The organism is Variovorax sp. J31P207 (assembly GCF_030316965.1).
GTDB lineage: Bacteria > Pseudomonadota > Gammaproteobacteria > Burkholderiales > Burkholderiaceae_C > Variovorax > Variovorax ginsengisoli_B.
Genome location: NZ_JASZYN010000003.1, coordinates 311561 through 336925 on the forward strand (window position 1 = coordinate 311561; position 25365 = coordinate 336925).

Annotated in this window: 27 protein-coding genes; 16 read left to right on the forward strand and 11 right to left on the reverse strand. The window is 68.3% G+C overall.

The genetic code is table 11. The features are described from left to right. Position 1: 1 nt before the first annotated feature. The 6 genes from QTI68_RS12690 to QTI68_RS12715 all read left to right on the forward strand — a co-directional run bounded on the left by QTI68_RS12690 (position 2) and on the right by QTI68_RS12715 (position 5849). Positions 2 to 877, forward strand: coding sequence for a branched-chain amino acid ABC transporter permease (locus tag QTI68_RS12690; protein ID WP_286521882.1), 876 nt, complete (start codon positions 2 to 4; stop codon positions 875 to 877). Next, positions 874 to 1806 carry a branched-chain amino acid ABC transporter permease gene (locus QTI68_RS12695; protein ID WP_286521883.1) on the forward strand — a complete coding sequence of 311 codons (933 nt, stop codon included), beginning with the start codon at positions 874 to 876 and terminating at the stop codon, positions 1804 to 1806. Before QTI68_RS12690 ends, QTI68_RS12695 begins: the two co-directional genes overlap by 4 nt. Beyond that, positions 1799 to 2545: an ABC transporter ATP-binding protein gene (locus QTI68_RS12700; protein ID WP_286521884.1), complete on the forward strand. Its 747-nt coding sequence runs from the start codon at positions 1799 to 1801 to the stop codon at positions 2543 to 2545. Before QTI68_RS12695 ends, QTI68_RS12700 begins: the two co-directional genes overlap by 8 nt. Then, complete coding sequence (locus tag QTI68_RS12705; protein WP_286521885.1) at positions 2542 to 3249, forward strand: ABC transporter ATP-binding protein; 708 nt, start codon at positions 2542 to 2544, stop codon at positions 3247 to 3249. Before QTI68_RS12700 ends, QTI68_RS12705 begins: the two co-directional genes overlap by 4 nt. A gap of 26 nt (positions 3250 to 3275) precedes the next feature. Then, positions 3276 to 4727, forward strand: a complete 1452-nt coding sequence (locus QTI68_RS12710; protein WP_286521886.1) for an aldehyde dehydrogenase — start codon at positions 3276 to 3278, stop codon at positions 4725 to 4727. A 90-nt stretch (positions 4728 to 4817) separates the two neighbouring features. After that, positions 4818 to 5849: an NADP-dependent oxidoreductase gene (locus QTI68_RS12715; protein WP_286521887.1), complete on the forward strand. Its 1032-nt coding sequence runs from the start codon at positions 4818 to 4820 to the stop codon at positions 5847 to 5849. Between the two features lie 188 nt (positions 5850 to 6037). Here QTI68_RS12715 and QTI68_RS12720 read toward each other — a convergent pair whose 3' ends face one another. Genes QTI68_RS12720 through QTI68_RS12730 form a run of 3 tightly spaced genes read right to left on the reverse strand, consistent with a single transcriptional unit; the run spans position 6038 to position 9585 of the window. After that, positions 6038 to 6883 (reverse strand): DMT family transporter, encoded by an 846-nt coding sequence (locus QTI68_RS12720; protein ID WP_286521888.1) that lies wholly within the window; start codon positions 6881 to 6883, stop codon positions 6038 to 6040. A gap of 46 nt (positions 6884 to 6929) precedes the next feature. After that, the gene (locus tag QTI68_RS12725) at positions 6930 to 8060 is read right to left on the reverse strand and encodes an SLC13 family permease (RefSeq protein WP_286521889.1); all 1131 of its coding nucleotides are present in this window, start codon (positions 8058 to 8060) and stop codon (positions 6930 to 6932) included. Beyond that, positions 8041 to 9585, reverse strand: a complete 1545-nt coding sequence (locus QTI68_RS12730; RefSeq protein WP_286521890.1) for a class I adenylate-forming enzyme family protein — start codon at positions 9583 to 9585, stop codon at positions 8041 to 8043. Before QTI68_RS12730 ends, QTI68_RS12725 begins: the two co-directional genes overlap by 20 nt. Positions 9586 to 9806: 221 nt before the next feature. Here QTI68_RS12730 and QTI68_RS12735 point away from each other — a divergent pair, with 221 nt between their 5' ends. After that, on the forward strand, positions 9807 to 10637 hold the full coding sequence (locus QTI68_RS12735; protein ID WP_286521891.1) for a dienelactone hydrolase family protein: 831 nt from the start codon (positions 9807 to 9809) through the stop codon (positions 10635 to 10637). A gap of 88 nt (positions 10638 to 10725) precedes the next feature. On the opposite strand, the gene QTI68_RS12740 is transcribed toward QTI68_RS12735, so the two are convergent. Genes QTI68_RS12740 through QTI68_RS12775 form a run of 8 tightly spaced genes read right to left on the reverse strand, consistent with a single transcriptional unit; the run spans position 10726 to position 17943 of the window. Further along, positions 10726 to 11907 (reverse strand): DegT/DnrJ/EryC1/StrS family aminotransferase, encoded by a 1182-nt coding sequence (locus tag QTI68_RS12740; RefSeq protein ID WP_286521892.1) that lies wholly within the window; start codon positions 11905 to 11907, stop codon positions 10726 to 10728. Next, entirely contained in the window at positions 11904 to 12854 is a 951-nt protein-coding gene (locus tag QTI68_RS12745) for a Gfo/Idh/MocA family protein (RefSeq protein WP_286521893.1), read from the reverse strand. Before QTI68_RS12745 ends, QTI68_RS12740 begins: the two co-directional genes overlap by 4 nt. Before the next feature lie 17 nt (positions 12855 to 12871). Further along, positions 12872 to 13648, reverse strand: a complete 777-nt coding sequence (locus QTI68_RS12750; protein WP_286521894.1) for a hypothetical protein — start codon at positions 13646 to 13648, stop codon at positions 12872 to 12874. Continuing rightward, entirely contained in the window at positions 13645 to 15039 is a 1395-nt protein-coding gene (locus QTI68_RS12755) for a glycosyltransferase family 4 protein (protein ID WP_286521895.1), read from the reverse strand. Before QTI68_RS12755 ends, QTI68_RS12750 begins: the two co-directional genes overlap by 4 nt. A 2-nt stretch (positions 15040 to 15041) precedes the next feature. Further along, positions 15042 to 16040, reverse strand: coding sequence for a lipoyl synthase (lipA, locus tag QTI68_RS12760; RefSeq protein WP_286521896.1), 999 nt, complete (start codon positions 16038 to 16040; stop codon positions 15042 to 15044). A 21-nt stretch (positions 16041 to 16061) separates the two neighbouring features. Next, positions 16062 to 16742: a lipoyl(octanoyl) transferase LipB gene (lipB, locus tag QTI68_RS12765; protein WP_286522271.1), complete on the reverse strand. Its 681-nt coding sequence runs from the start codon at positions 16740 to 16742 to the stop codon at positions 16062 to 16064. Next, positions 16739 to 17032: a YbeD family protein gene (locus QTI68_RS12770; protein ID WP_286521897.1), complete on the reverse strand. Its 294-nt coding sequence runs from the start codon at positions 17030 to 17032 to the stop codon at positions 16739 to 16741. The genes lipB and QTI68_RS12770 overlap by 4 nt, the downstream gene beginning before the upstream one ends. Beyond that, the gene (locus QTI68_RS12775; RefSeq protein WP_286521898.1) at positions 17029 to 17943 is read right to left on the reverse strand and encodes a D-amino acid aminotransferase; all 915 of its coding nucleotides are present in this window, start codon (positions 17941 to 17943) and stop codon (positions 17029 to 17031) included. The genes QTI68_RS12770 and QTI68_RS12775 overlap by 4 nt, the downstream gene beginning before the upstream one ends. Before the next feature lie 173 nt (positions 17944 to 18116). Here QTI68_RS12775 and QTI68_RS12780 point away from each other — a divergent pair, with 173 nt between their 5' ends. The 9 genes from QTI68_RS12780 to QTI68_RS12820 all read left to right on the forward strand — a co-directional run bounded on the left by QTI68_RS12780 (position 18117) and on the right by QTI68_RS12820 (position 25283). After that, positions 18117 to 18614 carry an ATP synthase subunit I gene (locus QTI68_RS12780; RefSeq protein ID WP_286521899.1) on the forward strand — a complete coding sequence of 166 codons (498 nt, stop codon included), beginning with the start codon at positions 18117 to 18119 and terminating at the stop codon, positions 18612 to 18614. Between the two features lie 12 nt (positions 18615 to 18626). Next, complete coding sequence (gene atpB, locus QTI68_RS12785; protein WP_286521900.1) at positions 18627 to 19496, forward strand: F0F1 ATP synthase subunit A; 870 nt, start codon at positions 18627 to 18629, stop codon at positions 19494 to 19496. A gap of 52 nt (positions 19497 to 19548) precedes the next feature. Further along, positions 19549 to 19812 (forward strand): F0F1 ATP synthase subunit C, encoded by a 264-nt coding sequence (atpE, locus tag QTI68_RS12790; protein WP_019657641.1) that lies wholly within the window; start codon positions 19549 to 19551, stop codon positions 19810 to 19812. An 80-nt stretch (positions 19813 to 19892) separates the two neighbouring features. Further along, the gene (locus QTI68_RS12795) at positions 19893 to 20363 is read left to right on the forward strand and encodes a F0F1 ATP synthase subunit B (RefSeq protein WP_286521901.1); all 471 of its coding nucleotides are present in this window, start codon (positions 19893 to 19895) and stop codon (positions 20361 to 20363) included. A gap of 7 nt (positions 20364 to 20370) precedes the next feature. Continuing rightward, positions 20371 to 20904 carry a F0F1 ATP synthase subunit delta gene (locus tag QTI68_RS12800; protein ID WP_286521902.1) on the forward strand — a complete coding sequence of 178 codons (534 nt, stop codon included), beginning with the start codon at positions 20371 to 20373 and terminating at the stop codon, positions 20902 to 20904. Positions 20905 to 20941: 37 nt separating this feature from the next. Further along, positions 20942 to 22495: a F0F1 ATP synthase subunit alpha gene (atpA, locus tag QTI68_RS12805; RefSeq protein WP_286521903.1), complete on the forward strand. Its 1554-nt coding sequence runs from the start codon at positions 20942 to 20944 to the stop codon at positions 22493 to 22495. A 24-nt stretch (positions 22496 to 22519) separates the two neighbouring features. Continuing rightward, a complete protein-coding gene (gene atpG / locus QTI68_RS12810; protein WP_286521904.1) occupies positions 22520 to 23395 on the forward strand; it encodes a F0F1 ATP synthase subunit gamma in 876 nt (291 codons plus the stop codon). A 43-nt stretch (positions 23396 to 23438) separates the two neighbouring features. Next, on the forward strand, positions 23439 to 24854 hold the full coding sequence (gene atpD, locus QTI68_RS12815) for a F0F1 ATP synthase subunit beta (RefSeq protein ID WP_286521905.1): 1416 nt from the start codon (positions 23439 to 23441) through the stop codon (positions 24852 to 24854). Between the two features lie 9 nt (positions 24855 to 24863). Beyond that, positions 24864 to 25283 carry a F0F1 ATP synthase subunit epsilon gene (locus tag QTI68_RS12820; protein WP_286506402.1) on the forward strand — a complete coding sequence of 140 codons (420 nt, stop codon included), beginning with the start codon at positions 24864 to 24866 and terminating at the stop codon, positions 25281 to 25283. Positions 25284 to 25365 lie beyond the last annotated feature (82 nt).

The window sequence follows — 25365 nt, forward strand, 5'->3', positions numbered from 1 at the left end:
CGTGTCGCTGAGCGGATGGGCCGAGCTGCTGGCCGGCGGATTGATCACGGGCGGCATCTACGCGCTGGTGGCGATCGGGTTGAACCTGCAGTACGGCCTGATGCGCATCATGAACATCTCGCACGGCGAGTTCCTGATGCTCGGCGCCTTCCTGACCTGGTGGGCCCATACGGCGCTGGGCATCTCGCCCCTGCTGTTCCTGCCGCTGGCCTTCGTCGCGCTGATGGCGCTCGGCATGGCGGTGCACTGGCTGTGCTTCCGCCAGGTGGCGGCGCGCGCGCCCAGCGTGGAGGTGTTCGAGGCCCGCAGCCTGATGGTCGGCTTCGGCCTGATGTTCTTCGTGCAGAACACGGCGCTCCTGATCTGGGGCGGCGACCTGCGCGGCTACGAGTACCTGGCCGAGCCGGTGCAGTTCGGCGAGATGCGCTTCACCGCCAACAAGCTGGTGCTGTTCGGCGTCGCGCTGGCGCTCAGCTTCGCGCTGATCGCGCTGCTCAAGCTCACCCTGCTGGGCAAGGCCGTGCGGGCGCTCATGCAGTCGCCGGTCGGTGCGCAGCTGGTGGGCATCAACACCAAGCGGCTGCATCCGCTGATGTTCGGCATCGGCCTCGGCCTGTCGGGGGTGGCGGGGGCGCTGCTGTCGATGACCTATGAGATCTCGCCCTCGATGGGCGAGCCCTACACAGTGACGGCGCTGATCGTCATCACGCTCGGCGGCTTCGGCAGCATTGCGGGCAGCCTGGTCGGTGGCCTGCTGCTGGGCGTGGTCGAGGCGCTCGGCATGCACTTCACGAGCCCCTCGCTCAAGATGCTGCTGTCCTACGCGGTGTTCATCGGCGTGCTGATCTGGCGCCCCAACGGACTGTTCTCCCGATGAAGGCGCAACTCGCGAACAAGCCCTGGCTGTGGCTGGGCATCGGCATGCTGGGCGCGGGCTGCGTGCCCTGGATCGCCTCCGACTTCGTCGCCTCGGTGGCGCTCAGCTGCCTCATGTACATCGCGCTGGCGACCAGCTGGTCGCTGTTCTGCGGCGCCACACGCTACCTGTCGCTCGCGACCTCGGCCTTCTTCGGGCTCGGCGCCTACGCCAGCGCGACCCTGCTCGAGCTGCTGCCATGGCCGCTGGTGATCCTCTGCGGCGCGGCGATCGCGAGCGCGGTGGCGGTGCTCATGGGCGCGGCCGTGCTGCACCTGCGCGGGACCTACTTCGCGGTGCTGACTTTCGGCATGACCGAGCTGATCCGCCATGCCGTCACCTTCGTCGAGAAGCAAGTCTCGGGCACGGTGGGCCGCGTGCTGGCGGTGGTGCCGTCGAACGAAACGGTCTACCTGACGGTGCTGGCGATCGCCGGCGGCGCGATCGCCACCGCGATCGTCGTCAAGCGAAGCCGCTTCGGCCTGGCGCTGGCGGGCATCGGCGCCGACGAGCAGCGCGCCCAGACGCTGGGCGTCGACACCCGCCGCATCAAGGTCGCGGGCTTCGCACTCACCGCCGCCTTTGCCGGCGCGATCGGCGCGGCGATGGCGGTGCGCTGGACCTACATCGAGCCGGCCGCGGTGTTCAGCCCCTTCATCGGCTTCCAGACCGTGCTGATCGCCCTGATCGGCGGCGCGGCCAGCATCGGCGGGCCGGTGCTGGCCGCCATCGTCTTCAGCTTGCTGGCCGAGACCCTGCGGCTGCAGCTGCCCTACGGCTACATGATGGTGCTCGGCCTGCTGCTGATCCTGTGCGTGATGTACCTGCCCAACGGGCTGGCCTCGCTGTGGCAGCGCCGGGCCGCGGCGAAGGGGCGCAGCCATGGCTGAACTGCTGCTGGAGGCCCGCGCGCTCACGGTGCGCTTCGGCGGCCTGACCGCGGTCGATGCGGTCGGCGTCCGCCTGCACCAGGGAGAGCTGGTCGGCATCATCGGCCCGAACGGCGCCGGCAAGACGACTTTCTTCAATGCGATCTCGGGCGTCGTCGCGCCGACCTCGGGCCAGCTGCTGGTGCAGGGCGGCATCGACCTCACGGGCCGCGGCCCGCACAAGTACGCGGCGCACGGCATCGCGCGCACCTTCCAGACGCCGCGCGTGATGGCCGACATGACGCTGGCCGACAACGTGCGCTTCGGCATGCAGTTCGCGGGCCGCCACCGCACGCCGGTCGCCGGCCTGCGCACCGAGGGCGACATCCTCGCCATGCTGGGCCTGGACGCGCTCGCCGACCAGCTGGCCGCCGACGTGACGCCCTCGCAGCAGCGGCTGCTGGAGATCGGCATGGCGCTCGGCACCCGGCCGCGCGTGCTGCTGCTCGACGAGGTCGCCGCCGGCCTGACCGAGGCCGAGGTCGACGCGATGGCGCGCCGCATCCGCGCGCTGCGCGACGACCACGGCCTCACGGTGGTCTGGATCGAACATGCAGTGACCACGCTGCTGAAGTATGTCGAGCGGGTGCTGGTGCTGCACCAGGGCCGCAAGATCGCCGACGGCACGCCGGCCGAAGTGGTGCGCAATGCGGAGGTGGTCGAGGCCTATCTGGGCGACGAAATGGAGGCCGCCGGATGAGTGCCAATTTGACGGTGCGCGGCCTCGCGGCGGGCTACCACGGCTTCCAGGTGCTGCAGGGCCTGGATCTCGACGTGCGGCCCGGCATCACGGTCGTGCTCGGGCCGAACGGTGCCGGCAAGACGACCCTGCTGAAGGCGCTGGCCGGGCTGCTGCCGCGGGTCGGCGACGCCACTCTGGACGGTGTCGCGCTGCCCTCGGGCGAGGCCACGACCTGCGTGCGCCAGGGGCTGGCGCTGGTCGCCGAGGGGCGGCAGCTCTTTCCGCAGATGACGGTCACCGAGAACCTCGAGCTCGGCGGCTGGCTGACGCCGGCTCGCCTGCGCAGCGAGCGCCTGGCCCGCGCCTTCGACGACTTCCCGCGCCTGCGGGAGCGCGCCGCGCAACTGGCCGGCACGATGAGCGGCGGCGAGCAGCAGATGGTGGCGGTGGCGCGCGCCATGATGAGCGGGCCGCGCCTGCTGATGCTCGACGAGCCCTCGCTCGGCCTGGCGCCGCGCATGGTCGACGAACTGCTCGCCATCGTCCGGCGCATCGCGGCCCAGGGCGTGACCGTGCTGATGGTCGAGCAGAACGTGCGCAAGGCGCTGCAGGCCGCCGACCGCGGCTACGTGCTGGAGCGCGGCCGCATCGTCGCCGCCGGCGAGGCGCGGGCGCTGCTCGAATCCGACGCGATCCGCAAGGCCTACCTCGGCGTCGCCTGACCAGCTTTTCTTCAAGGACTTCACCCATGACTTCCATTTCGATGCTCATCAACGGCGAGCGCCGCTCGGCCGAGGGCGGCGCCATTTTCGAGCGCCGCAACCCGCTGGACGGCAGCGTCGCGACCGTCGCCCCGGCGGCCAGCCCGGCCGATGCGGTCGCCGCCGTGGAGGCCGCCGCGGCCGCCTTCCCGGCCTGGTCCGCGATGGGCCCGGGCGAACGCCGCGGCCTGCTGCTCAAGGCCTCCGTCGCGCTCGAGGCCAAGGGCGCTGCCTTTGCCGATGCGATGGCGGCCGAGACCGGCGCCTCCGGCATGTGGGCCGGCTTCAATGTCCACCTGGCCGCCGGCATGCTGCTCGAGGCGGCCTCGCTGACGACCCAGATCAACGGCGAGGTGATCCCCTCCGACGTCCCGGGCAGCCTGGCGATGGCGGTGCGGCAGCCGGCCGGCGTGGTGCTGGGCATCGCGCCGTGGAACGCACCGGTGATCCTCGCGGTGCGGGCCATCGCGACGCCGCTGGCCTGCGGCAACACGGTGGTGCTCAAGGGCTCGGAGCTGTGCCCGGCCACCCACGGCCTGATCATCGAGGCGCTGCAGGAGGCCGGCCTGCCGGCCGGCGTCGTGAACTTCGTGACCAATGCGCCGGCCGATGCGGGCGCGGTGGTCGAGGCCATGGTGGCGCATCCGGCGGTGCGGCGCGTGAACTTCACCGGCTCGACCAAGGTCGGCCGGATCATCGCGCAGACCTGCGCCAGGTACCTCAAGCCGGTGGTGCTGGAACTGGGCGGCAAGGCCCCGATGGTGATCCTCGACGACGCCGACATCGACGCCGCCGTCGCCGGCGCCGCCTTCGGCGCCTTCGCCAATTCGGGCCAGATCTGCATGTCGACCGAGCGGATCGTGGTCGACCGCCAGGTCGCCGACGAATTCGTCGCCCGCTTCGCGGCCAAGGCGCAGAGCCTGCCGCTGGGCGATCCGCGCGAAGGGCCGGTGGTGCTGGGCTCGGTGGTCGACATGGCGACCGTGGTGCGCTGCAACGCCCTGATCGACGATGCGCTCGCCAAGGGCGCCACGCTGGTCTGCGGCGGCAAGGCGCGCAACACGCTGATGCCGGCCACGGTGCTCGACCACGTGACGCCGGCGATGCAGATCTACCGCGAGGAGTCCTTCGGGCCGGTGAAGGCCGTGGTGCGCGTCGACGGCGTCGAGGCGGCCATCGCCACCGCCAACGACAACGAGTTCGGCCTCTCGTCCGCGGTGTTCGGGCGCGATGTCGCGCGGGCCTGGAACGTGGCGCGCCGGATCGAGGCCGGCATCTGCCACGTCAACGGCCCGACGGTGCACGACGAGGCCCAGATGCCCTTCGGCGGCGTCAAGGCCTCGGGCTACGGCCGTTTCGGCGGCAAGGCCGGCGTGGAGGCCTTCACCGAGCTGCGCTGGATCACGGTGCAGACCACGCCGCGGCATTACCCGTTCTGAACCGCGCGGGCGTTGTCGCCTGCGCTACCGGCCGCCGGGCGGCTTGGGTCTACGATGCGCCGGCATCAGACACCCCAAGGAGACCCGCGCATGAGCACCCTCACCAATCGCCAGGTGCGCCTGGCCAAGCGACCCGAAGGCGCCGCGACGCGCGACAACTGGCAGTTCACCGACGAGCCGGTCGGCGAACCGGCCGAAGGCGGCGTTCTGGTCCAGACCCTGTCGCTCTCGCTCGACCCGGCGATGCGCGGCTGGATGAACGAAGGCAAGAGCTACATCGCGCCGGTCGAGATCGGCGCCGTGATGCGCGCCGGCGGCGTCGGCCGCGTGGTGGCCTCGCGCAACCCGGCCTTCGCGGTCGGCGACACCGTGTACGGCACGCTCGGCGTGCAGCGGTACGCGCTGATCCCGCAGGAGGAGATCAAGCGCAACGGCCTGGTCAAGATCGACCTGCGCGCCGGCACCATCGGCCAGTGGCTCAACGTGCTGGGCATGCCCGGCATGACCGGCTACTTCGGCCTCATGGACGTCGGCCAGCCGAAGCCCGGCGAGACCGTCGTGGTGTCGGGGGCGGCCGGCGCGGTCGGCCAGACCGTGGGCCAGCTGGCGAAGATCAAGGGCTGCCGCGTGGTCGGCATCGCCGGCGGCGCCGCCAAGTGCGACTGGGTCGTGAAGGAGCTCGGCTTCGACGCCTGCATCGACTACAAGGCCGGGCCTTCGGCCGTGCGCGAGGGCCTGAAGGCCCATTGCCCGAAAGGCGTCGACATCTATTTCGACAACGTCGGCGGCGACATCCTCGACACGGTGCTGGCGAAGCTGGCGCGCGGCGCCCGGATCATCATCTGCGGCGCCATCAGCCAGTACAACAACACGACGCCGGTGCAGGGCCCGAAGAACTACCTCAGCCTGCTGGTCAACCGCGCGCGGATGCAGGGCATCGTCGTGTTCGACTACGCCGACCGCTACGGCGAGGCAGTGGCCGAACTGTCGGGCTACCTGAAGGACGGCCGCATGAAGAGCCGCGAGGACGTGGTCGAGGGCATCGACACCTTCCCGGAGGCGCTCACTCGCCTTTTCACGGGAGAGAACTTCGGCAAGCTGGTGCTCAAGGTCAGCGACTGATCCCCGCGAGGGCGTGTTCACCCTATTTCCAGGGATCGCGTTGCCCGGCCAACCCGAAGGGAAGGCATGCCAAGGCGTGCCACTCCGCGTTGCACTCCTTGCATGTGCCAACGCACATGCGGCGTCGCGCTCCTTGACTGGCCCGCCTTGGCATGCCTTCGCGACCCTGGAAATAGGGTGAACACGCCCTAGCGCGCCCGCGTGCCCATCACGGCAGCCGAGATGATCAGCACCGCGGCCAGCGCGATGCTCCAGCTGAGGGCCCGCCCGGTGACCAGCATCAGCAGCGCGGTCGAGGCCAGCGGCGTGAGGTAGCTCAGGATGCCGATCTGCCGCGCATCGCCGCGCTTGAGCGCCAGGTCCCAGAAGAAGAAGGCGGCGCCCAGCGGGCCCAGCCCGCAGAGCACGACCAGCATCCAGTCGCGCGGCGACAGCGCGACCGAAGGCTCGAGCAGCGCATGGCAGACCAGCGAGAGTGCCCCGGACAGCAGGCCGAACAGCCCGATCGCGGTGGTCGGGAAGGCCGGCACGCGCTGCGTCCAGAGCGAATAGCTGGCCCAGATGAAGGCCGAGCCCAGCGCCGGCAGGAAGCCCCAGTACGAGGTCGCGCCCGACGCGCCGGCGCCGCCGCGCGCGCCGAGGATCGCGATCGCCGCGCCGGCGAAACCCAGCAGCGCCGCCAGCACGTGCAGGGGACGCAGCGACATGCCGGGCAGCAGCACCGGCGCCAGCACCACCATGAACAAGGGCCAGAGGTAGTTGACGAGGTTGGCTTCGACCGGCGGCGCATGGCGCAGCGCGATGAAAAGCAGGAAGTGGAAGCCGAACAGGCCGTAGACGCCGAGCGCCAGCGTGCGCGGCGGGATCGCCCAGGCCTTGCGGTCGCGCAGCGCCAGCGGCCAGCTCATGACGCTGCCGATGATCAGGGCGAGGCCGGTGAGCAGGAAGGGCGGCAGGTGGGCGAGCGCGGTGCCCAGCGAGGCGAGGGTGGCCCAGAGGGCGATGGCGGCAAGGGCGTTGAGGGTCGGGGACATGGGCGCCGAGCTTAAGCGCAGCGCCGGTGGGCGCCCATGAAGCGCATCACCCCAGCCGCAGCAGCAGCGCCGAGGCCCCGCACACGAGCAGGAACGGGATGCTCAGGCGATGGAATTCGCGCAGCCCGTTCGGCAGCTTCGCCAGCCGCAGTGCGATCAGGTTGGCCAGCGAGCCGAGCACGCAGCCGAAGCCGCCGACGCTCACGCCCGCGGCCAGGGCCGGCAGGTCGTGCACGAAGGGGTCGAGCACGATCGTGGCGGGCACGTTGCTGATGAACTGCGAGGTGAAGATCGCCGCCAGGTAGGCGCGCCAGCCCTCGCCGATCGGCAGGCCGCCGAGCAAGGTCGCCACCGCCGGCAGTTCGGCCAGCTGCCGCAGGTCCACGAACATCAGCGCGATGATGGCCAGCAACGCCCAGTCGACGCCCAGCAGCACCCGCGGGCGCAGCAGCAGGAAGGCACCGAAGACCACGCCGAGGCCGGCCAGCAGCCAGTGGCGATCGAGCGCGATCACGAAACCCACGAACAGCAAGCCCGACAGCGCCAGCAGGCGCGGCTGCACCGGCGCGGTGTCCTCCGATGGCTTGAGCGCGATGGGTGCCCGCGGCACGCCGAACCAGATGGCCGCGAAGAGCCAGAACAGCATCACCGCCACGGTCGGCCCCATCATGGCCACGAAGCCGATGAAGCTCTCGCCCGAGCGATGCCAGAGGAACAGGTTCTGCGGGTTGCCGATCGGCGTCAGCGCCGAGCCGGCGTTGACCGCCAGCGCCTCGATCACCACCAGCCGCGCCAGCGGCAGATGGGCCTGGGTCGCCAGCACCCGCGTGAGCGGCACCAGCAGGAACAGGCTGACGTCGTTGGTCACCAGGGCCGACAACACGGCCGCGCTGGCGGCCAGCAGCAGCACCAGGCTGCGCAGGTCGTCCGTGCGCGCCAGCAGCCGCGCCGCGGCGGCCTGCAGCATGCCGCTGCGCTCGACGCCCTGGGTGATCGCCAGCAGCCCGGCCAAGGACCCGATGGTCTGCCAGTCGACCAGCCGGATGTAGTCCATCGGTGCGCGCGGCCGGACCAGGGCGAAGAGGACGGCCGCGGCGATCAGCACCCAGAGCAGGCCGTTGCCGCCGCCTTCGTGCGGCGCGGCCTCCGGGGTAGGTTCAGCGCGCGACGAGTTCACGCAGTTCGCGCTTGAGCACCTTGCCGATCGCGCTGCGCGGCAACTCGTCGATGAACTGCAGCCGAGCCAGGCGCTGGGTCTTGCCGAGCTGCTCGTTGGTCCATTGCAGGATCGTCTCGGCCGCGGTGTCGTCGCCGGCCCGGCGCACCACGAAGGCCACTGGCGTCTCGCCCCATTGCTCCGACGGAACGCCGACCACCGCGACGTCGGCCACCGACGGATGGGCCCGCACCACGGTCTCGAGGTCGCTCGGGTAGATGTTGAAGCCGCCGCTGATGATCATGTCCTTCTTGCGGTCGAACAGGGTCAGGAAGCCGTCGTCGTCGAAGCGGCCGACATCGCCGGTGCGGATGAAGCGCTTGCCGCTCGGGTCGAACCATTCGGCTTCGCGCGTCTTGGCGGGCTGGCGGTGGTAGCCGACCATCATGCCGGCCGAGTGCCCGACCACTTCGCCGGCTTCGCCGCGCGCCACCTCGCGGCCTTCCTCGTCGATCAGCCGGATGTCGCTGCCCTCGGCCGGCTGGCCGACGGTGTGCAGCTTGTCCGGATGCAGGTGGGCCTCGAGGATGCAGGTGCCGCCGCCTTCGGTCATGCCGTAGAACTCGATCAGGCCGCCGGGCCAGCGCTGGAGCACGTCGGCCTTGAGGGCCGCATTGAAGGGCGCGCTGGTGCTGAACTTGTACTGGAAGCTGGCCAGGTCGTGGGCGTCGAAATCGGGGCGGGCCATCAGGCGCTGGTACTGCACCGGCACCAGCATGGTGTGGGTCACGCGCCGGCTTTCGGCGAGCTTCAGGTAGGCGGCCGCATCGAACTTCGGCATCAGCAGCACGCAGCCGCCGAAGGCCAGGGTCGGGAAGAACACGACCAGCGTGGTGTTGGAGTAGAGCGGCGTCGACAGCAGCGTGACCGTCTCGGGGCGGTACTCGTACCTGGCGCCGCGCTGCACGTGCGCCCAGCGCATACCGTGGCCCTGGACGATGCCCTTGGGCTCGCCGGTGGTGCCGGACGAATAGATGATGTTGAAGGGCGAGGCGCGCTGCAGCTCGACCGGGGCGGGCCGCACGCCGGCTGGTGCGAGCCAGGCCTCGAAGTCGCCGCCGGCGGCCGAGCCGTCGAGCGCGAGGCGCGGGATGGCGCCCGGCGCCGCCGGTCCGATCACCTCGGCCGCCGCCTGGTCGACGAACAGGATCCGTGCGCCCGCGTCCTCGATCATGCGCGCCAGGCTGGCTTGTGTGGAGCCGGGCGCCAGCGGAGCGACCGCGACGCCGGCGCGCAGTGCGCCCAGGAACACGGCCGCGTAGTTGACGCTCGATGCGGCGCAGATGGCGATGGCGTCGCCGGCCGCCAGGCCGTCGCGCTGCAGGCTGGCCGCGATGCGGTCCATCAAGGCGTCGAGCGCGCCGTAGCTGAGTTCATGCGTGGCGTCGGCCAGGGCGGGCCGCTCGGGCGCTTGCTGCGCGTGGATGGCGATCAGATCGGCGATCAGGCCGAAGTCGCGTTGGATGGCTGCCTCGAAATTGCTCATGGTCTCTTCAGCTTCTAGGGGTCGGGCGATGGCCGCGAGGGGCCGCATGAATCTTACGCGTCGGACACGCGGGGCCGACGCGACGGAGCCGCCCCGATGCACTGCGTCAGTCGCGCCACCAGCAGTCTAAGATGGCGCCGGTTCCAATGCGATCCGCCACCCGGAAAAAGGACGCCCGTGTCCACGATCCTCGTCGACATCCCCCATGGCCAGGAGCCCCGATGAAGTCGGACCGCGACCCGAACCTGCCCGATCCGCTGGACGATTTCGATCCGCGCGAGATCACGCTGGATGGCGTCGCCAAGCGGGTGCACGTGGCCGGCACCGGCCCGGCCGTGATCGTCATGGCCGAGATGCCGGGCATCAGTCCGCATGTCGCTCGATTCGCCCGCTGGGTCCGCGACGCGGGGTTCACCGTCTACATGCCGTCGCTGTTCGGCCGCGACGGGGCCGTGCCGGAGGTCGAGGAGGGCACGGCCATCGTCCGGCGAGCCTGCGTCAGCGCCGAGTTCCGGGCCTTCGCGGCCGACCGGGCCAGCCCCGTGACGCAATGGCTGCGCGCCCTCGCGCGCCTGGCCCATCGGCAGTGCGGCGGCCCGGGCGTCGGCGCGATCGGGATGTGCTTCACGGGGAATTTCGCGTTGACGATGGCGCTCGATGCGTCGGTGCTCGCGCCGGTCCTGTGCCAGCCGTCGCTGCCGCTGGACCAGCCGGCGGCCGTCGAGAGCCCGCCGGACGAGCTCGCGGCGGTTCGGCAGCGCCTGGAGCGGGACCAGCTGACCGTCCTGGCCTATCGCTTCGAAGGCGACCGGTTCTGCACCGCCCAGCGCTTCGCCGCCTATGCCGATGCCCTGGGGGAGCGCTTCGTGGCGCGCGTGCTGCCCGACAGCGCGGCCAATCGCCACGCCCTGCCGCCCTTCTTCTCCCAGGTGGTCGCCAGCCCGCACAGCGTCGTGACCGCCCACCTGATCGACGAAGCGGGCCAGCCCACGATCGCGGCGCGCGACGAGATCCTGGCGTTCTTTGCGCTGCGGCTGGGCGGGGGAGGCTAGACGCCCGCGGCGTGCGCCTGCTGGTCCGCGTGGTAGCTCGAGCGCACCATCGTTAGATCCGTCCGGATTCGGAAGTGCGCTGGAAAGACTAGCTGAAGTCGCATGGGTCTCCGCGGAGACCCGGATCCGCGATCTCGACGGCGGCTTGCCGTACCGCACGGATGACGTATTCGACTTCCTCGTCTTCGAGCATGGGATAGAGCGGCAGGGCCAGCGAGCAGTCTGCCAGCTTTTCGCTGTGTGGCAAGGCGCGCGTGCCGTGCCAGGCACGAAGCGCTTCGTGCCGGTGCAGCGGCTGCTCGTAGTAGATGCGGGTGGCAACGCCGGATTCGGCCAGCCGAGCCGCGAGCCTGTCGCGCTCGCGCCGTTCGGGCAAGGCGACGACGAAATAGTTCCAGGCGTGGCCCGCGGCATCGCGCGGCAGCCGCATCGGGCAGCCAGACCAAGCTGCGAGGTAGCGCGTCGCGATCGCTTGCCGCCGCGTGATCGCCGCATGAAAGCCATCCAGCGCCGCGTTGAGCAGGCAGGCCTGCAGTTCGTCCATGCGGCTGTTGTGTCCCAGGCAATGATGGCGGTCGTCGCTCCAGCCGTGGTTGCGCAGCAGGCGCGCCTGTTGCGCGTGGCGCGGATCGCGGAAGGCCAGCGCGCCGGCATCACCGGCCGCGCCCAGCGTCTTGGTCGGATAGAAGCTCATCGCCGTGGCGTCGCCCCAGGTGCCTGCCGGTTCCAGGCAACCCGTTGCGTCGCCCGTGCCGGCGCCCAGGCATTGCGCCACGTCCTCGATCAAGTGCAGTTGCTCGCCCCGGCAGTAGGCGGCGAGCTCGGGCAGGCCGGTGGGATCGCCGAACAGGCCGACCGCGAGAACGGCGCGCGTGCGCGGCGAGCGCGCCTGGCGGAAATCTGCAAGCGAGGGCAAGAAGTCATCGGCGGCGCTGTCGACGAAGACCGGGCGCGCGCCGGCCACGATGACGGCTTCCGCGCAGGCGACAAAGGTGTAGGACGGAAGGAGGACTTCGTCTTGCGCGGTTCCCCCGCCTGCGCTGCCGATGCCCAGGGTCTTGAAGGCCAGCAGCAGCGCTTCGGAACCCGAACCCACGGCCACGGTCTCGCGACCCTTCAGCAAGCCTGACAGCCGCGCTTCGAGCATCCGGACCTGGGGGCCGAGGATGTAGATCCCGCTTCGCAGCACGTCGGCGCAAAGCTTTCCCAGGTGGGCCGCCATCGGTTCGGCGGCGGCCGCCGAGCGGAACAGCGGGATCGTCTTCTTCACGCGTCCAGGACCTGCAAAGCCCGAGTTACGGCTGCCAGTCCGTCGGCACCCGACGCGATGCGGCGGCCCTGACCGTGGATCGCGCGCCGGAAGTCCTGGTATTGCTGCGCCAGCGCGTCGTCGCCTGACGCCAGACGGCGCCCGCCCTCGCGCAGGTCGAGCATGAGCTCGCGGCCGGCTTCGTCGACCTGCAGCCGGGTCTGTGGCGACGCGCTGTCATAGCCGCTTTCCAGGTCGGCGACGAGGCCGCCCAATTGCACGCGCGCGCTGACGCTGCGCATGCCGATCTTTCGGGCGATGACCCGCAGTGGCGCTTCCGTGGGCACGGCGCACAGCCAGGCCAGCAGGTCGATGTCGTGCACCATCAGATCCAGGATGCTGTCGGCGGCCGCGGCATCGCGCGTGGAATAGCGGCGAAAGCGCAGGAACGGATGGGCGCTATCGCGGCGGCCGTGGTCCGCTGCCGCGTGCCGCAGTCGCGCCAGCGTGACGTCGTCGAACACCGGATTGAAGCGTTCAATATGCCCGGTGCTCAGCGTGACACCACATTGCCGGGCGGTCTTGATCATCTGGGCGCCTTCGCGCGGGTCGATGCACAACGGCTTCTCGACCAGCACGTGACAGCCCCGGCGCATCAGGGCCAGCGCGACCTCGGCATGCGCCGCGTCGCTGGTGGCGACGGTGGCCGATGCGATGTCCGACGGCAGTTCGTCCACGTGCGACAGCAGCGGCAGCGCCGCAAGCTCGGCATCGGCTGCCGGCGAACGATCCACCGCGGCGCGCAGGCAAAACCCCGGCAGCCCGGCCAGCTTGCGCGCGTGCGTGCGGCCGAAGCGGCCGAGACCGACGACGGCATGGAGGAGGTCGGCTTCGACGCGACGAGACGGCGGCTGCCCCGTGGGCGCGTCGATCGGGCCGTCTGTGAAGGCGGGGGTCGAGAAAGTCATCGATTCCGGGGGGCGCTTCAGCGAGCCGGTCCGCGCAATCGGTCGGCGACGGCTTGGAGGTGGGCGCCGCGGATCACGTGGCGGTAGACGCCGGCAGCGACGCGTTCTTCGCCGAAGATTTCGAACGCCGGCTTGGCGAGCGCCGCCTCGGCCCGCTCGTAGCGGGTGGGCTGTGCGGCGAAGAGACACTCCCGGCCATAGGCCCGGGCCCCGAACTCGGCGATGAAGCCGTCGAGTTCGCGCTCCAACTGGCCACCGAAACTGCGTGCGTAGCCGTGCATGTCGTCGAGCTTGGCCTGCAGCTCGCGTTCATCGAGCTCGATCATCAGATGCTGCTCCGCAGCCAGGCGGGCCGGCGGACTCGGATGGCCCACGGTCGGATAGCCGAACGCGGCGACCGCATGGCCGCGCGCCGCACAGCGCGCCGCGACCTGGTTGGCCAACAGGCGGCAGAGGTCGTGCGACGGGTTGTAGTCCTCCGCCTCGTCCGCGACGATGCAGTCGATGCCCCGTGCGAGCACATGCGTCGTCAAGGCCTCGAGCCACCGGGCGAAGAGGCGGCTGTCGCCCTCCAGCAGCCCCCGGTAGATATCCGCGTCGGCCACGGGCTGCACGACCTCCGGCAGCCAGTTCGCGCCGGCACCGGCCAGGTTGGCGAGCGTGGGGTCGAGCCGCGGCACGCCGCTCGATCCGGCGCCGTTCGTCAGCACCACGAAATCGGGCCGCTCGTTGCGCAGCCATTTCCACAGCAGCAGTTCGTGCCCCGAATGGGCGGCGATCACGAGGGATTTCATGCGCGCTGGCTTCTCGACAGGAGGAAGGTCGAAATCCGGCGCATCGGCGCGGTCACGCGCCATGAACGGCTGGCGTGGACCTCGCGCAACTGCGCCTGCAGGCCCGCCAGTTCGGCGCGCGCCTGCCGGGTCTGTTGCTCGGCGTCGGCCAGCCTGGCGCTGCATGCGGCCTCGGTGGCTCGCAACTGCTCGGCCTGCGAGGTCGCTCGGTCCGCATGACCCTGCACCTGGGCCTGCCGCGCGTCGAGCTCAACTTGGTGCACGCGCTGGCGGTCGTTGAGGGCTTGATGCAGCACCGCGAGCTGCTGCTGCAACGACGCCATGGCGAGATGCGCTGCCGTGGGGCTGCCGCGCCGGATCCAGTCGTCCATGTAGTGCGCCATCTCGCGTGCGCGTTGGTCCGAAGGGACCTTGACAGTCGGGTATTGCTGCGAGAGTCGCAGTGCGCAGGCCTCCAGCGCGCCCAGCGTCACATCGAGTCCACCTTTTGCGCGGCCCCACGCAGCGGCGGCGCCCGCGTCCTGCGCGTCATACCGGTCGAGTTCGGCGCCCACGTTGTCCCGCGTGATCGGGCGAACCATCAAGCCGCGGCCGAAGTTCCAGCGCCGTGCGTGCGCGACCTTGCCCGCCGTCACCATCTCGCCCATCCCCGCGCTGGGGTCGAGCACCACCACGGCATTGCCGGTCACCAGCGCCTCGGTGGCACAGCGGCCCTTGGCGAAGACCACGTCGTAGCGGCCGAGCGCCGCCGCCGGGTCGGGCATGTGGTTGCCGCTGCCGCTGCCGATCACGTCGAGAGTCAGTCCACGCTGCGCGCAGGCGGCCCGGACTTCTTCGAGTTGCGCATCGTGCGACGCGTAGTTGCTGAACACCAGCGCGCTGCGTGGCCGCACCGGCAGCGCGGGGCGCGGCAGGAAGCGCGAGAGGTCGACCCCGTTCTGGATCAGTTCGATGCGCTCGCGCGTGATCCCGAATTCGTGCACCAGGCGCTCGGCGCAGTTCTCGTCGACGGCCACGTGGCACAGGACCTGGGCGAACCTGGCCGGGCGCCCGTGGTCGGCGCTGCGGTCGTGGCAGATCGTGAGAGTCGGCACGTCGTGGAAATGAAGCAGGGCGCGCACCGTCTCGTGGAGGGTGTTGCCGATGATCACGTCGGGCCGCGCGGCCATGTCGGCCACGTCCGTGACACAGGCGATCGAGGCGTATCGCAGTTCGTCGGCCATGTCGCCAAAGGCGGTGGCGAAGACGGTGACCGCATGCCCGCGCCGACGCAGCCAAAGTGCCAGATCGCGGGTGAACATCTCCGCACCCGTGCGATGCACGAGATAGCACATCGCGAGCAGGATGTTCAGGGGGCGCCCGGCAGCCGGGCCCGGCGCAGTGGTGCGCACTCTCAGCCGAGCGAAGGCGCGCCGGCCAGGACGTGCCCAGCCTGCTGGTCCGCGTGGTAGCTCGAGCGCACCATCGCGCCGACGGCCGCATGGCTGAAGCCCATCTTGTAGGCCTCTTCCTCGAACATCTTGAAGGTGTCGGGATGCACGTAGCGGCGCACCGGCAGGTGGCTGTTGCTGGGCGACAGGTACTGGCCGATGGTCAGCATGTCGATGTCGTGGGCGCGCATGTCGCGCATCACCTGCAGGATCTCTTCGTCGGTCTCGCCGAGGCCGACCATGATGCCGCTCTTGGTCGGCACGTCGGGGTGCAGCGCCTTGAACTTCTTCAGCAGGTTGAGGCTGAACTGGTAGTCGCTGCCCGGCCGCGCTTCCTTGTAGAGGCGCGGCGCAGTCTCGAGGTTGTGGTTCATCACGTCCGGCGGCGCGGCCTTGAGGATCTCCAGCGCGCGGTCGTCGCGGCCGCGGAAGTCGGGCACCAGGATCTCGATCTGCGTCGTCGGCGAAAGCTCGCGGATGTTGCGGATGCAGTCGACGAAATGCTGGCTGCCGCCGTCGCGCAGGTCGTCGCGGTCGACGCTGGTGATCACCACGTACTTCAGGCGCAGCTTGGCGATGGTCTTGGCCAGGTTCAGCGGCTCGTCGGTGTCGAGCGGGTCGGGCCGGCCGTGGCCGACGTCGCAGAACGGGCAGCGCCGGGTGCACTTGTCGCCCATGATCATGAAGGTGGCCGTGCCGTTGCCGAAGCACTCGCCGATGTTCGGGCACGAAGCCTCCTCGCACACCGTGTGCAGGTTGCTCTCGCGCAGGATCTGCTTGATCTCGTAGAAGCGGGTGGTCGGCGAGCCGGCCTTGACCCGGATCCACTCGGGCTTCTTGAGCACCTCGCCCTGCACCACCTTGACCGGGATGCGCGACAGCTTGGCCGCGGCCTTCTGCTTGGCGAGCGGGTTGTAGTTTTCGGGGCCTTGTGCGTCGCGGACGACTTCGACGGTGCTCATGGCAACTCTCTTTGACGGGGCTCAGGGCGCGAGGTAGGCGGCCAGCTTGCGGCCAAGCACCTGCGCGGCTTCGTCCCAGGTTGTTCGAACGCCGATTGTAGAAAGATCGACGGTTTCAAGCCCTGCGTAGCCGCAAGGGTTGATGCGGGTGAAGGGTTCCAGGTCCATCGCCACGTTGAGCGCCACGCCGTGGTAGGTGCAGTGGCGACTGACCTTGATCCCGAGCGCGGCGATCTTGCCCAGGCCCCGGAAAGGGTCGGCGGGATGCTGCGGGCCGGTCAGCGCCGCATGCGAGAACGGGTCGTCCAGCCGCACGTAGATGCCGGGTGCGCCGGCCACCCGGTGCCCCGTGACCTCGAAATGGGCCAGCGTGCGGATCACGGCCTCCTCGATCCGGTAGACGTATTCCTTCACGTAGTAGCCGGCCCGCTTGAGGTCGATCAGCGGGTAGGCCACCACCTGGCCGGGGCCGTGGTAGGTCACCTGGCCGCCGCGGTCGGTCTGCACCACGGGAATCGGGCCCGGGTTCAGCACGTGGTCGGCCTTGCCCGCCAGGCCCTGGGTGTAGACCGGCGGATGCTCGCAGAGCCACAGCTGGTCGGGACTGTCGGGGCTGCGCGCCTGCGTCGCCTGCTGCATGGCGGCGTAGGTCGGGGCGTAGTCGACGCGGCCGAGCAGCGTCGGCGCGAGCGCTGGGGTCAGAGCACCACCTTCACCATCGGGTGGCTCGACAGCGCGCGATAGATGTCGTCGAGCTGTTCGCGGCTGGTGGCGGTCACGGTGATGGTCACGCCGAGGTAGTTGCCGGCCTTGCTGTTGCGCAGCTCGATGGTGGTGGCGTCGAAGGTCGGGTCGAACTGCTCGGCGATCAGCGTCACGGCATGCACGAAGCCATCGGCCTTCGCGCCCATCACCTTGATCGGGAACTGGGAGGGGTACTCGATCAGCGATTCCTTGCGGGCGTCGATCGGGGTGTCGGGGGCTTGGGTCATGCGGGCACTCCTTGAAATCCTTGTCGTTGCGTGCTGCGGGCCTTGGCCTGCTGGTAGCCGGCGTAGAGCGCCTGGTAGATCGGGCCGGGGCGGCCGGCGCCGATGGTGCGGCCGTCGAGCGTCACGACCGGCAGGACTTCCTTGCTGGCGGACGAAAGCAGCAGCTCGTCGGCGCCGAACACTTCGTCGCGCGTGATGCGGCGCAGCGTGAACGGGATGCCGGCGTCGGCGCAGATCTGCTCGATCAGGCCGTAGCGGATCCCGGCCAGCACCAACTGGTCCTTGGGCGGGCCGCTGACGATGCCGTCCTTGACCACCCAGACGTTGCTGGAGGAGGCCTCGCTGAGCCCCTCGTCGCGGAACATGATCGTTTCGGCGGCACCGGCCTCGACGCTGATCTGTCGCGCCAGCACCGCGCCGAGCAGGCTGGTGGCCTTGATGTGGGCCTTCTGCCAGCGGAAGTCGGGTGCGCTCACGCAGGCCACGCCCTGGGCGCGCACCGCGTCGGCGACCGGTTTCATGGGGTTCACCATCACGAACACCGTGGGCGCGAGGCCCTGCGGCATCGCATGGTCGCGCGGCGCCACGCCCCGCGTCACCTGGATGTAGATGCCCTGCATGCCGGCGCGCTGGGCCGGCGGCGCGGCCTCGACCAGCCGCATCGCGATCTCGCGCCATTGCGCGGGCGACAACGGGTTGCGGATCTGCAACTCGGCCAGCGAACGCTCGAGCCGTGCCATGTGCAGGTCGAAGCAGAAGGGCTCCCCGCCGTAGGTCGGCACCACCTCGTAGACGCCGTCGCCGAAAATGAAGCCGCGGTCGAGCACGCTGATCTTGGCGTCGCGCAGCGGCGTATAACTGCCGTCGAGGTAGCAGAGGTTGTCCGGGAGGGCGTGGGCGATCGGGTGCATGGAGAATTATGGTGGGGGCGCGCAGAGCTTTCCCAAGCGGTGTCGGAGCGCCCCGGCGCCTGACTGGGGAACTTTTCCTCCGCATCCGTGTGGGCTGGCGGAACGCCATGGGTTTTTACTTATAATCAATGGCTTTGTAGAAATTCTGGGTCGTCATCCGGGCTTCATTCGAAATGAAAACAATCGCCCGCAATGCATCGAAAGAGGTCCCCGAGGATCCCGAGGATGGCGACGGTCCGGAAGATGAGTTCAAGCCGCTGACCGCCGAAGAGGCCCAGCGGCTGCGCGACCGGAAGCCGCTGATCTCGCCCTGGCGGGTGATCGCGATTCAGGTCGTTGGGGGGCTGCTGGCGGCATTGGCGGCCTGGGGTCTGACAGGGAGGCAAAATCTGGGGTGGTCCGCCGGATACGGCGCGCTCGCGGTGGTCATTCCCGCGGCGGTGTTCGCACGGGGGCTCACCGGACGTTTTGCATCCCTGAATCCGGGCACTGCGGTGTTCGGGTTCTTCTTGTGGGAAATGGTCAAGATGGCCTTGACGGTGGCGATGCTGATCGCCGCGCCAAGGCTGATTTCGGAACTGAGCTGGCCGGCGATGCTGGTGGGTTTGGTGGTGACAATGAAGGCGGCTTGGGTGGCGGTGATGCTGGCCCCCAAGCGCCTGAAACTTTGAGACGAGTAACGGATGGCTGCTGAAAACGCTGCGGAACACGGTATGACCGCTGGTGAATACATCGTTCACCACTTGACGCATCTGCAAAGCTCCAAGCCTGGAGGTGTGGCCGATCTCTCCGTCTTCAACTTCGATTCGCTGTTTTTCTCGATCCTGCTCGGCGTGCTGGGCTGCTGGCTTCTGTGGCGCGCGGCCCGCAAGGCGACTTCGGGCGTTCCCGGGCGCTTCCAGGCCGCGGTCGAGATCCTGGTCGAGGTCGTCGACCAGCAGGCCAAGGGCATCGTGCACAACGTCGAGAGCCGCAAGTACGTCGCGCCGCTGGCGCTGACGATCTTCGTGTGGATCTTCATGCTCAACGCGATGGACCTGTTCCCGGTCGATCTGTTCCCGGCCATCTGGGCCAAGATCTTCGGCATCGCCGGCCACGACCCGGAGCATGCCTACCTGCGCGTCGTGCCGACGGCCGACCTCTCGGTGGCGATGGGCATGTCGGTCACCGTGCTGATCATCTGCCTCTACTACAACATCAAGATCAAGGGCCTGGGCGGCTGGATCCACGAGCTGTTTACCGCGCCTTTCGGCAACCACTGGGCGCTGTACCCCTTCAACTTCGCCATGCAGATGATCGAGTTCGTCGCCAAGACGGTCTCGCACGGCATGCGGTTGTTCGGCAACATGTATGCCGGCGAACTGATCTTCCTGCTGATCGCCCTGATGGGCGGCGCCTGGACGCTGTCCGCCACCGGCATCTTCCTGGCGCTCGGCCACATCATCGCGGGCACGGCCTGGGCCATCTTCCACATCCTGATCATCACGCTGCAAGCCTTCGTGTTCATGATGTTGACGCTGGTCTACATCGGCCAGGCGCACGATCACCACTGATCATTCGTTTTCGTTTTCTTTTCTCTTCAACCAAAGTCCTCTAGGAGTCATCATGGAAGTTATCAGCTTTGTCGCACTGGCCGCCGGCCTGATCATCGGTCTGGGCGCTGTCGGTGCATGTATCGGCATCGGCATCATGGGCAGCAAGTACCTCGAATCGGCTGCCCGTCAACCCGAGCTGATGGGCGAACTGCAAACCAAGATGTTCCTGCTGGCCGGTCTGATCGACGCCGCGTTCATCATCGGTACCGGTATCGCGCTGTGGTTCGCAACGGCCAACCCGTTCCTCTCGCAAATCGCCAACCTGCCGAAGTAATCGGGTCCAGGCTTTCTCGTCGAACCCATGTCGTTCCGCGCTGAATGGCCTCGGATTCATTCCCAAAGAGAGGGTGAAAAGTGAGCATTACCGGTACCCTGATCGTCCAGATGATCGTGTTCCTGATCCTTGTCGGGTTCACGATGAAATACGTGTGGCCGCCGATCGCCAAGGCGTTGGACGATCGTGCCCAGAAGATCGCCGAAGGCCTCGCAGCCGCCGACAAGGCCAAGAGCGAACTGTCCGCCGCCAACAAGCGCGTGGAAGTCGAGCTCGGCCAGGCGCGAAACGAGTCCGCCCAGCGTCTTGCCGATGCCGAACGTCGTGCGCAGGCCATCGTTGAAGAGGCCAAGGGCCGCGCCACGGAAGAAGGCAACAAGATCGTTGCGGCCGCCCGCGCCGAAGCCGAGCAGCAAGCCGTGAAGGCCCGCGAGGCCCTGCGCGAGCAAGTCGCCGCGCTGGCCGTCAAGGGCGCCGAGCAGATCCTGCGCAAGGAAGTGAATCCGGCCGTCCACGCCGATTTGCTGGCCCGCCTGCAGACCGAACTCTGATCACGCCATGGCCGAACTCGCCACCATCGCACGTCCCTACGCCGAAGCGCTGTTCAAGGCGTCTTCGTCGGACCTCGCCGGAACCGGCGCCTGGCTCGACAACGTCGCCGCCATCGCCGCCAATCCCGAGTTGCTCCAGTTTGCGGACAACCCCAAGGCCACGCCCGAGCAGGTGCTCGGCGTTGTCGCCGCCGCGCACGGTTCGCCGCTGCCGCCCTCGGCGAACAACTTCCTGATGGCGCTGCTCGAGAACGGCCGCTTCACCGCGCTGCCCGAGATCGCCAAGCAGTTCCGCGTGCTGGCCAGCGCGCAGAGCGGCACGTCGGATGCCGTGGTGTACAGCGCCTTCCCGATCGACGGCGCCGCCCTGGGCAACATCTCCGCCGCGCTCGAAAAGCGTTTCGGCCGCAAGCTGCAGTTCACGGTCCAGCAGGACCCGTCGCTGATCGGCGGCATTCGTGTGGTGGTCGGTGACGAAGTGCTCGACACCTCCGTCAAAGCGCGCCTTGAACAAATGAAAGTTGCGCTGGCAGCCGCTTGAGGCCGCCAGCCCCTTACAAAGAAAGAAGGAAAGAGTCATGCAACTCAATCCCGCAGAAATTTCCGAACTGATCAAGAGCCGCATCGAGGGTCTCGGCGTCAGCGCGAACATCCGCAACGAAGGCACCGTGGTGTCGGTGACCGACGGCATCGTGCGCGTGCACGGCCTGTCGGACGCAATGCAGGGCGAAATGCTCGAGTTCCCGCCGTCGGCCGACGGCACGCCGTCGTTCGGCCTGGCGCTGAACCTCGAGCGCGACTCGGTCGGCGCCGTGATTCTGGGCGAGTACGAGCACATCTCCGAAGGCGACACCGTCAAGTGCACGGGCCGCATCCTGGAAGTGCCGGTGGGCCCCGAGCTGATCGGCCGCGTGGTGAATGCACTGGGCCAGCCGATCGACGGCAAGGGTCCGATCAACGCCAAGATGACCGACGTGATCGAAAAGGTCGCCCCGGGCGTGATCGCCCGCAAGTCGGTCGACCAGCCGATGCAGACCGGCCTGAAGTCGATCGACTCGATGGTGCCGATCGGCCGTGGCCAGCGCGAGCTGATCATCGGCGACCGCCAGACCGGCAAGACCGCCGTGGCGATCGACGCGATCATCAACCAGAAGGGTCAGAACATGACCTGCGTCTACGTCGCGATCGGCCAGAAGGCTTCGTCGATCAAGAACGTGGTGCGCGCCCTGGAACAAGCCGGTGCGATGGAATACACCATCGTGGTTGCAGCTTCCGCTTCGGAATCGGCCGCCATGCAATACGTGTCGGCCTACTCGGGCTGCACGATGGGCGAATACTTCCGCGACCGCGGCCAGGACGCGCTGATCGTCTATGACGACCTGTCCAAGCAGGCCGTGGCCTACCGCCAGGTCTCGCTGCTGCTGCGCCGCCCGCCGGGCCGCGAAGCCTACCCCGGCGACGTGTTCTATCTCCACAGCCGCCTGCTCGAGCGCGCAGCCCGCGTCAACGCCGACTACGTCGAAGCCTTCACCAAGGGTGAAGTCAAGGGCAAGACCGGCTCGCTGACCGCGCTGCCGATCATCGAGACGCAAGCCGGCGACGTGTCCGCTTTCGTTCCGACCAACGTGATCTCGATCACCGACGGCCAGATCTTCCTGGAAACCAACCTGTTCAACGCCGGTATCCGCCCCGCCATCAACGCCGGTATCTCGGTGTCGCGCGTGGGTTCGTCGGCCCAGACCAAGGTCATCAAGGGCCAGTCGGGCGGTATCCGTACCGACTTGGCGCAGTACCGTGAACTGGCTGCGTTCGCGCAGTTCGCCTCCGACCTCGACGAAGCGACCCGCAAGCAGCTCGACCGCGGCGCCCGCGTGACCGAACTGCTCAAGCAGACCCAGTACAGCCCGCTGCCCATCTCGCTGATGGGTGCCACGTTGTTCGCGGTCAACAAGGGTTTCATGGACGACATCGAGATCAAGAAGATCCTGCCCTTCGAACACGGCCTGCACCAGTTCCTGAAGTCCAGCCATGGCGCGCTGCTCGACAAGATCGAGCAGTCCAAGGCGCTCGACAAGGACGCCGAAGCCGAACTGAACACGGCGGTCGCCGCGTTCAAGAAGTCGTTCGCCTGATCGACGACCAAGGAAGGAACGCTCATGGCAGCTGGTAAGGAAATCCGCGGCAAGATCAAATCGGTGGAGAACACCAAGAAGATCACCAAGGCCATGGAAATGGTCTCGGTTTCCAAGATGCGCAAGGCGCAGGAACGCATGCGCGCGGCCCGCCCCTACAGCGAGAAGATCCGCGACATCGCGGCCAACCTCGGCCAGGCGAACCCGGAGTACACGCACGCCTTCATGAAGACGAGCGAGGCCAAGACGATCGGGTTCATCGTCGTGACCAGCGACAAGGGCCTGTGCGGCGGCTTGAACACCAACCTGCTGCGCGCCGTGACCGCCAAGATGCGCGAGGCGCAAGGCGCCGGCAAGACGATCGACTCGGTCGCCATCGGCAGCAAGGGCCTGGGCTTCCTGAACCGCATCGGCGCGCGGGTCGTTTCGCACGTCACGCACCTGGGCGACACGCCGCACCTCGACAAGCTCATCGGGCCGGTCAAGGCGCTGCTCGACGCCTACGCCGAAGGCAAGGTCTCGGCCGTGCACCTCTGCTACACCAAGTTCATCAACACCATCAAGCAAGAGCCGGTGGTGGAGCAACTGCTGCCCCTGGCCGCGGACACGCTTCGCACCGAGTCGGGCCATCACTCGTGGGACTACATCTACGAGCCCGATGCGCAAAGCGTGATCGATGAACTGCTGGTGCGCTATGTCGAATCGCTGGTGTACCAGGCCGTGGCCGAGAACATGGCGTCCGAGCACTCCGCCCGGATGGTGGCCATGAAGGCCGCGACCGACAACGCGGGCAACGTGATCGACGAGCTCAAGCTGGTCTACAACAAGACCCGCCAGGCAGGCATCACCAAAGAGCTGTCGGAAATCGTCTCGGGCGCCGCGGCGGCCGCCGGCGTCTGAGCCTTTCGGCCCTCAACAGATTTAAATTTTTATCGGAGCAGACATGGCTCAAGCAGAAGCAGTTCAAGGCAAGATCGTTCAATGTATCGGCGCCGTGGTCGACGTGGAATTCCCGCGCGACAAGATGCCGAAGATCTACGACGCCCTCAAGTTCGAAGGCAGCGCACTGACCCTCGAAGTGCAGCAGCAGCTCGGCGACGGCGTGGTTCGCACGATTGCGCTGGGTTCTTCCGACGGCCTGCGCCGCGGCCTGATCGTGACCAACACGCAAGCCCCGATCACCGTGCCGGTGGGCAAGGGCACGCTGGGCCGCATCATGGACGTGCTCGGTTCGCCGATCGACGAGCGCGGCCCGGTCGACCAGACCCTGACCGCCTCGATCCACCGCAAGGCCCCGGCCTATGACGAACTCTCGCCCTCGCAAGACCTGCTCGAGACCGGCATCAAGGTGATCGACCTGGTGTGCCCGTTCGCCAAGGGCGGCAAGGTGGGCCTGTTCGGCGGCGCCGGCGTCGGCAAGACCGTGAACATGATGGAGCTCATCAACAACATCGCCAAGGCGCACTCGGGTCTGTCCGTGTTCGCCGGCGTCGGTGAGCGCACCCGCGAAGGCAACGACTTCTATCACGAGATGGCCGACTCCGGCGTCGTGAACCTCGAGAACCTCGGCGAGTCGAAGGTGGCCATGGTCTACGGCCAGATGAACGAGCCCCCGGGCAACCGTCTGCGCGTGGCGCTGACTGGCCTGACCATCGCCGAATCGTTCCGCGACGAAGGCCGCGACGTTCTGTTCTTCGTCGACAACATCTACCGCTACACGCTGGCCGGTACCGAAGTGTCGGCACTGCTGGGCCGGATGCCTTCCGCCGTGGGCTACCAGCCGACGCTGGCCGAAGAAATGGGCCGCCTGCAAGAGCGGATCACGTCGACCAAGGTCGGCTCGATCACCTCGATCCAGGCCGTCTACGTGCCGGCCGATGACTTGACCGACCCGTCGCCCGCCACCACCTTCGCCCACTTGGATTCCACCGTGGTGCTGTCGCGCGACATCGCATCGCTCGGTATCTACCCGGCCGTGGACCCGCTGGACTCCACCTCGCGCCAGCTCGATCCGCTGGTGGTCGGCGAAGAGCACTACGAAGTGGCCCGCGCCGTGCAAGGCACGCTGCAGCGCTACAAGGAACTGCGCGACATCATCGCCATTCTGGGCATGGACGAACTGGCACCCGAGGACAAGCTGGCCGTGGGCCGCGCCCGGAGGATCCAGCGCTTCCTGTCGCAGCCTTTCCACGTCGCCGAAGTGTTCACCGGCTCGCCGGGCAAGTACGTGCCGCTGGCCGAAACCATCCGTGGCTTCAAGATGATCGTGAACGGCGAAGCCGACCACCTGCCGGAACAAGCGTTCTACATGGTGGGCAGCATCGACGAAGCGTTCGAAAAGGCCAAGAAGGTCGCTTAAGGAATCCCCATGGCAGGCACCATTCACGTCAACGTGGTCAGCGCCGAGGAGTCGATCTTCTCGGGCGAGGCCAAGTTCGTTGCTCTGCCCGGTGAAGCCGGCGAGCTCGGCATCTACCCGCGCCACACGCCGCTGATCACGCGCATCCGCCCCGGCGCGGTGCGCATCGAGACGGCCGACGGCGGCGAGGAATTCGTCTTCGTGGCGGGCGGCATCCTTGAGGTGCAGCCCACCACCGTGACCGTGCTGTCTGACACCGCGATCCGCGGCAAGGACCTCGACAGCGAAAAGGCCAACGCCGCCAAGGCCGCGGCCGAGGAAGCGCTCAAGAGCGCCAAGACCGACATCGACATCGCGATGGCGCAGTCGGAACTGGCCGTGATGGCGGCTCAGCTGGCCGCCCTGCGCAAGTACCGCCAAAAGAAGTAGGCGCGCCCGCGCTTGCCGAGCCAAAGCCGCCTTCGGGCGGCTTTTTCGTTTCAGCGCCTGACAGCCAACGACTTCGGACTGT

Excerpts from the sequence above, each read along its gene's own strand:
- QTI68_RS12730 (WP_286521890.1), bottom strand. The coding sequence starts at position 9,585 with ATGAGCAATTTCGAGGCAGCCATCCAACGCGACTTCGGCCTGATCGCC.
- QTI68_RS12720 (WP_286521888.1), bottom strand. The coding sequence starts at position 6,883 with ATGTCCCCGACCCTCAACGCCCTTGCCGCCATCGCCCTCTGGGCCACC.
- atpE (WP_019657641.1), top strand. The coding sequence starts at position 19,549 with ATGGAAGTTATCAGCTTTGTCGCACTGGCCGCCGGCCTGATCATCGGT.
- atpG (WP_286521904.1), top strand. The coding sequence starts at position 22,520 with ATGGCAGCTGGTAAGGAAATCCGCGGCAAGATCAAATCGGTGGAGAAC.
- atpD (WP_286521905.1), top strand. The coding sequence starts at position 23,439 with ATGGCTCAAGCAGAAGCAGTTCAAGGCAAGATCGTTCAATGTATCGGC.
- QTI68_RS12775 (WP_286521898.1), bottom strand. The coding sequence starts at position 17,943 with ATGCACCCGATCGCCCACGCCCTCCCGGACAACCTCTGCTACCTCGAC.
- QTI68_RS12770 (WP_286521897.1), bottom strand. The coding sequence starts at position 17,032 with ATGACCCAAGCCCCCGACACCCCGATCGACGCCCGCAAGGAATCGCTG.
- QTI68_RS12735 (WP_286521891.1), top strand. The coding sequence starts at position 9,807 with ATGAAGTCGGACCGCGACCCGAACCTGCCCGATCCGCTGGACGATTTC.
- QTI68_RS12750 (WP_286521894.1), bottom strand. The coding sequence starts at position 13,648 with ATGAAATCCCTCGTGATCGCCGCCCATTCGGGGCACGAACTGCTGCTG.
- QTI68_RS12700 (WP_286521884.1), top strand. The coding sequence starts at position 1,799 with ATGGCTGAACTGCTGCTGGAGGCCCGCGCGCTCACGGTGCGCTTCGGC.
- QTI68_RS12800 (WP_286521902.1), top strand. The coding sequence starts at position 20,371 with ATGGCCGAACTCGCCACCATCGCACGTCCCTACGCCGAAGCGCTGTTC.
- lipA (WP_286521896.1), bottom strand. The coding sequence starts at position 16,040 with ATGAGCACCGTCGAAGTCGTCCGCGACGCACAAGGCCCCGAAAACTAC.
- QTI68_RS12705 (WP_286521885.1), top strand. The coding sequence starts at position 2,542 with ATGAGTGCCAATTTGACGGTGCGCGGCCTCGCGGCGGGCTACCACGGC.
- atpA (WP_286521903.1), top strand. The coding sequence starts at position 20,942 with ATGCAACTCAATCCCGCAGAAATTTCCGAACTGATCAAGAGCCGCATC.
- QTI68_RS12695 (WP_286521883.1), top strand. The coding sequence starts at position 874 with ATGAAGGCGCAACTCGCGAACAAGCCCTGGCTGTGGCTGGGCATCGGC.
- QTI68_RS12820 (WP_286506402.1), top strand. The coding sequence starts at position 24,864 with ATGGCAGGCACCATTCACGTCAACGTGGTCAGCGCCGAGGAGTCGATC.
- QTI68_RS12780 (WP_286521899.1), top strand. The coding sequence starts at position 18,117 with ATGAAAACAATCGCCCGCAATGCATCGAAAGAGGTCCCCGAGGATCCC.
- QTI68_RS12715 (WP_286521887.1), top strand. The coding sequence starts at position 4,818 with ATGAGCACCCTCACCAATCGCCAGGTGCGCCTGGCCAAGCGACCCGAA.
- QTI68_RS12745 (WP_286521893.1), bottom strand. The coding sequence starts at position 12,854 with ATGACTTTCTCGACCCCCGCCTTCACAGACGGCCCGATCGACGCGCCC.
- atpB (WP_286521900.1), top strand. The coding sequence starts at position 18,627 with ATGGCTGCTGAAAACGCTGCGGAACACGGTATGACCGCTGGTGAATAC.
- QTI68_RS12710 (WP_286521886.1), top strand. The coding sequence starts at position 3,276 with ATGACTTCCATTTCGATGCTCATCAACGGCGAGCGCCGCTCGGCCGAG.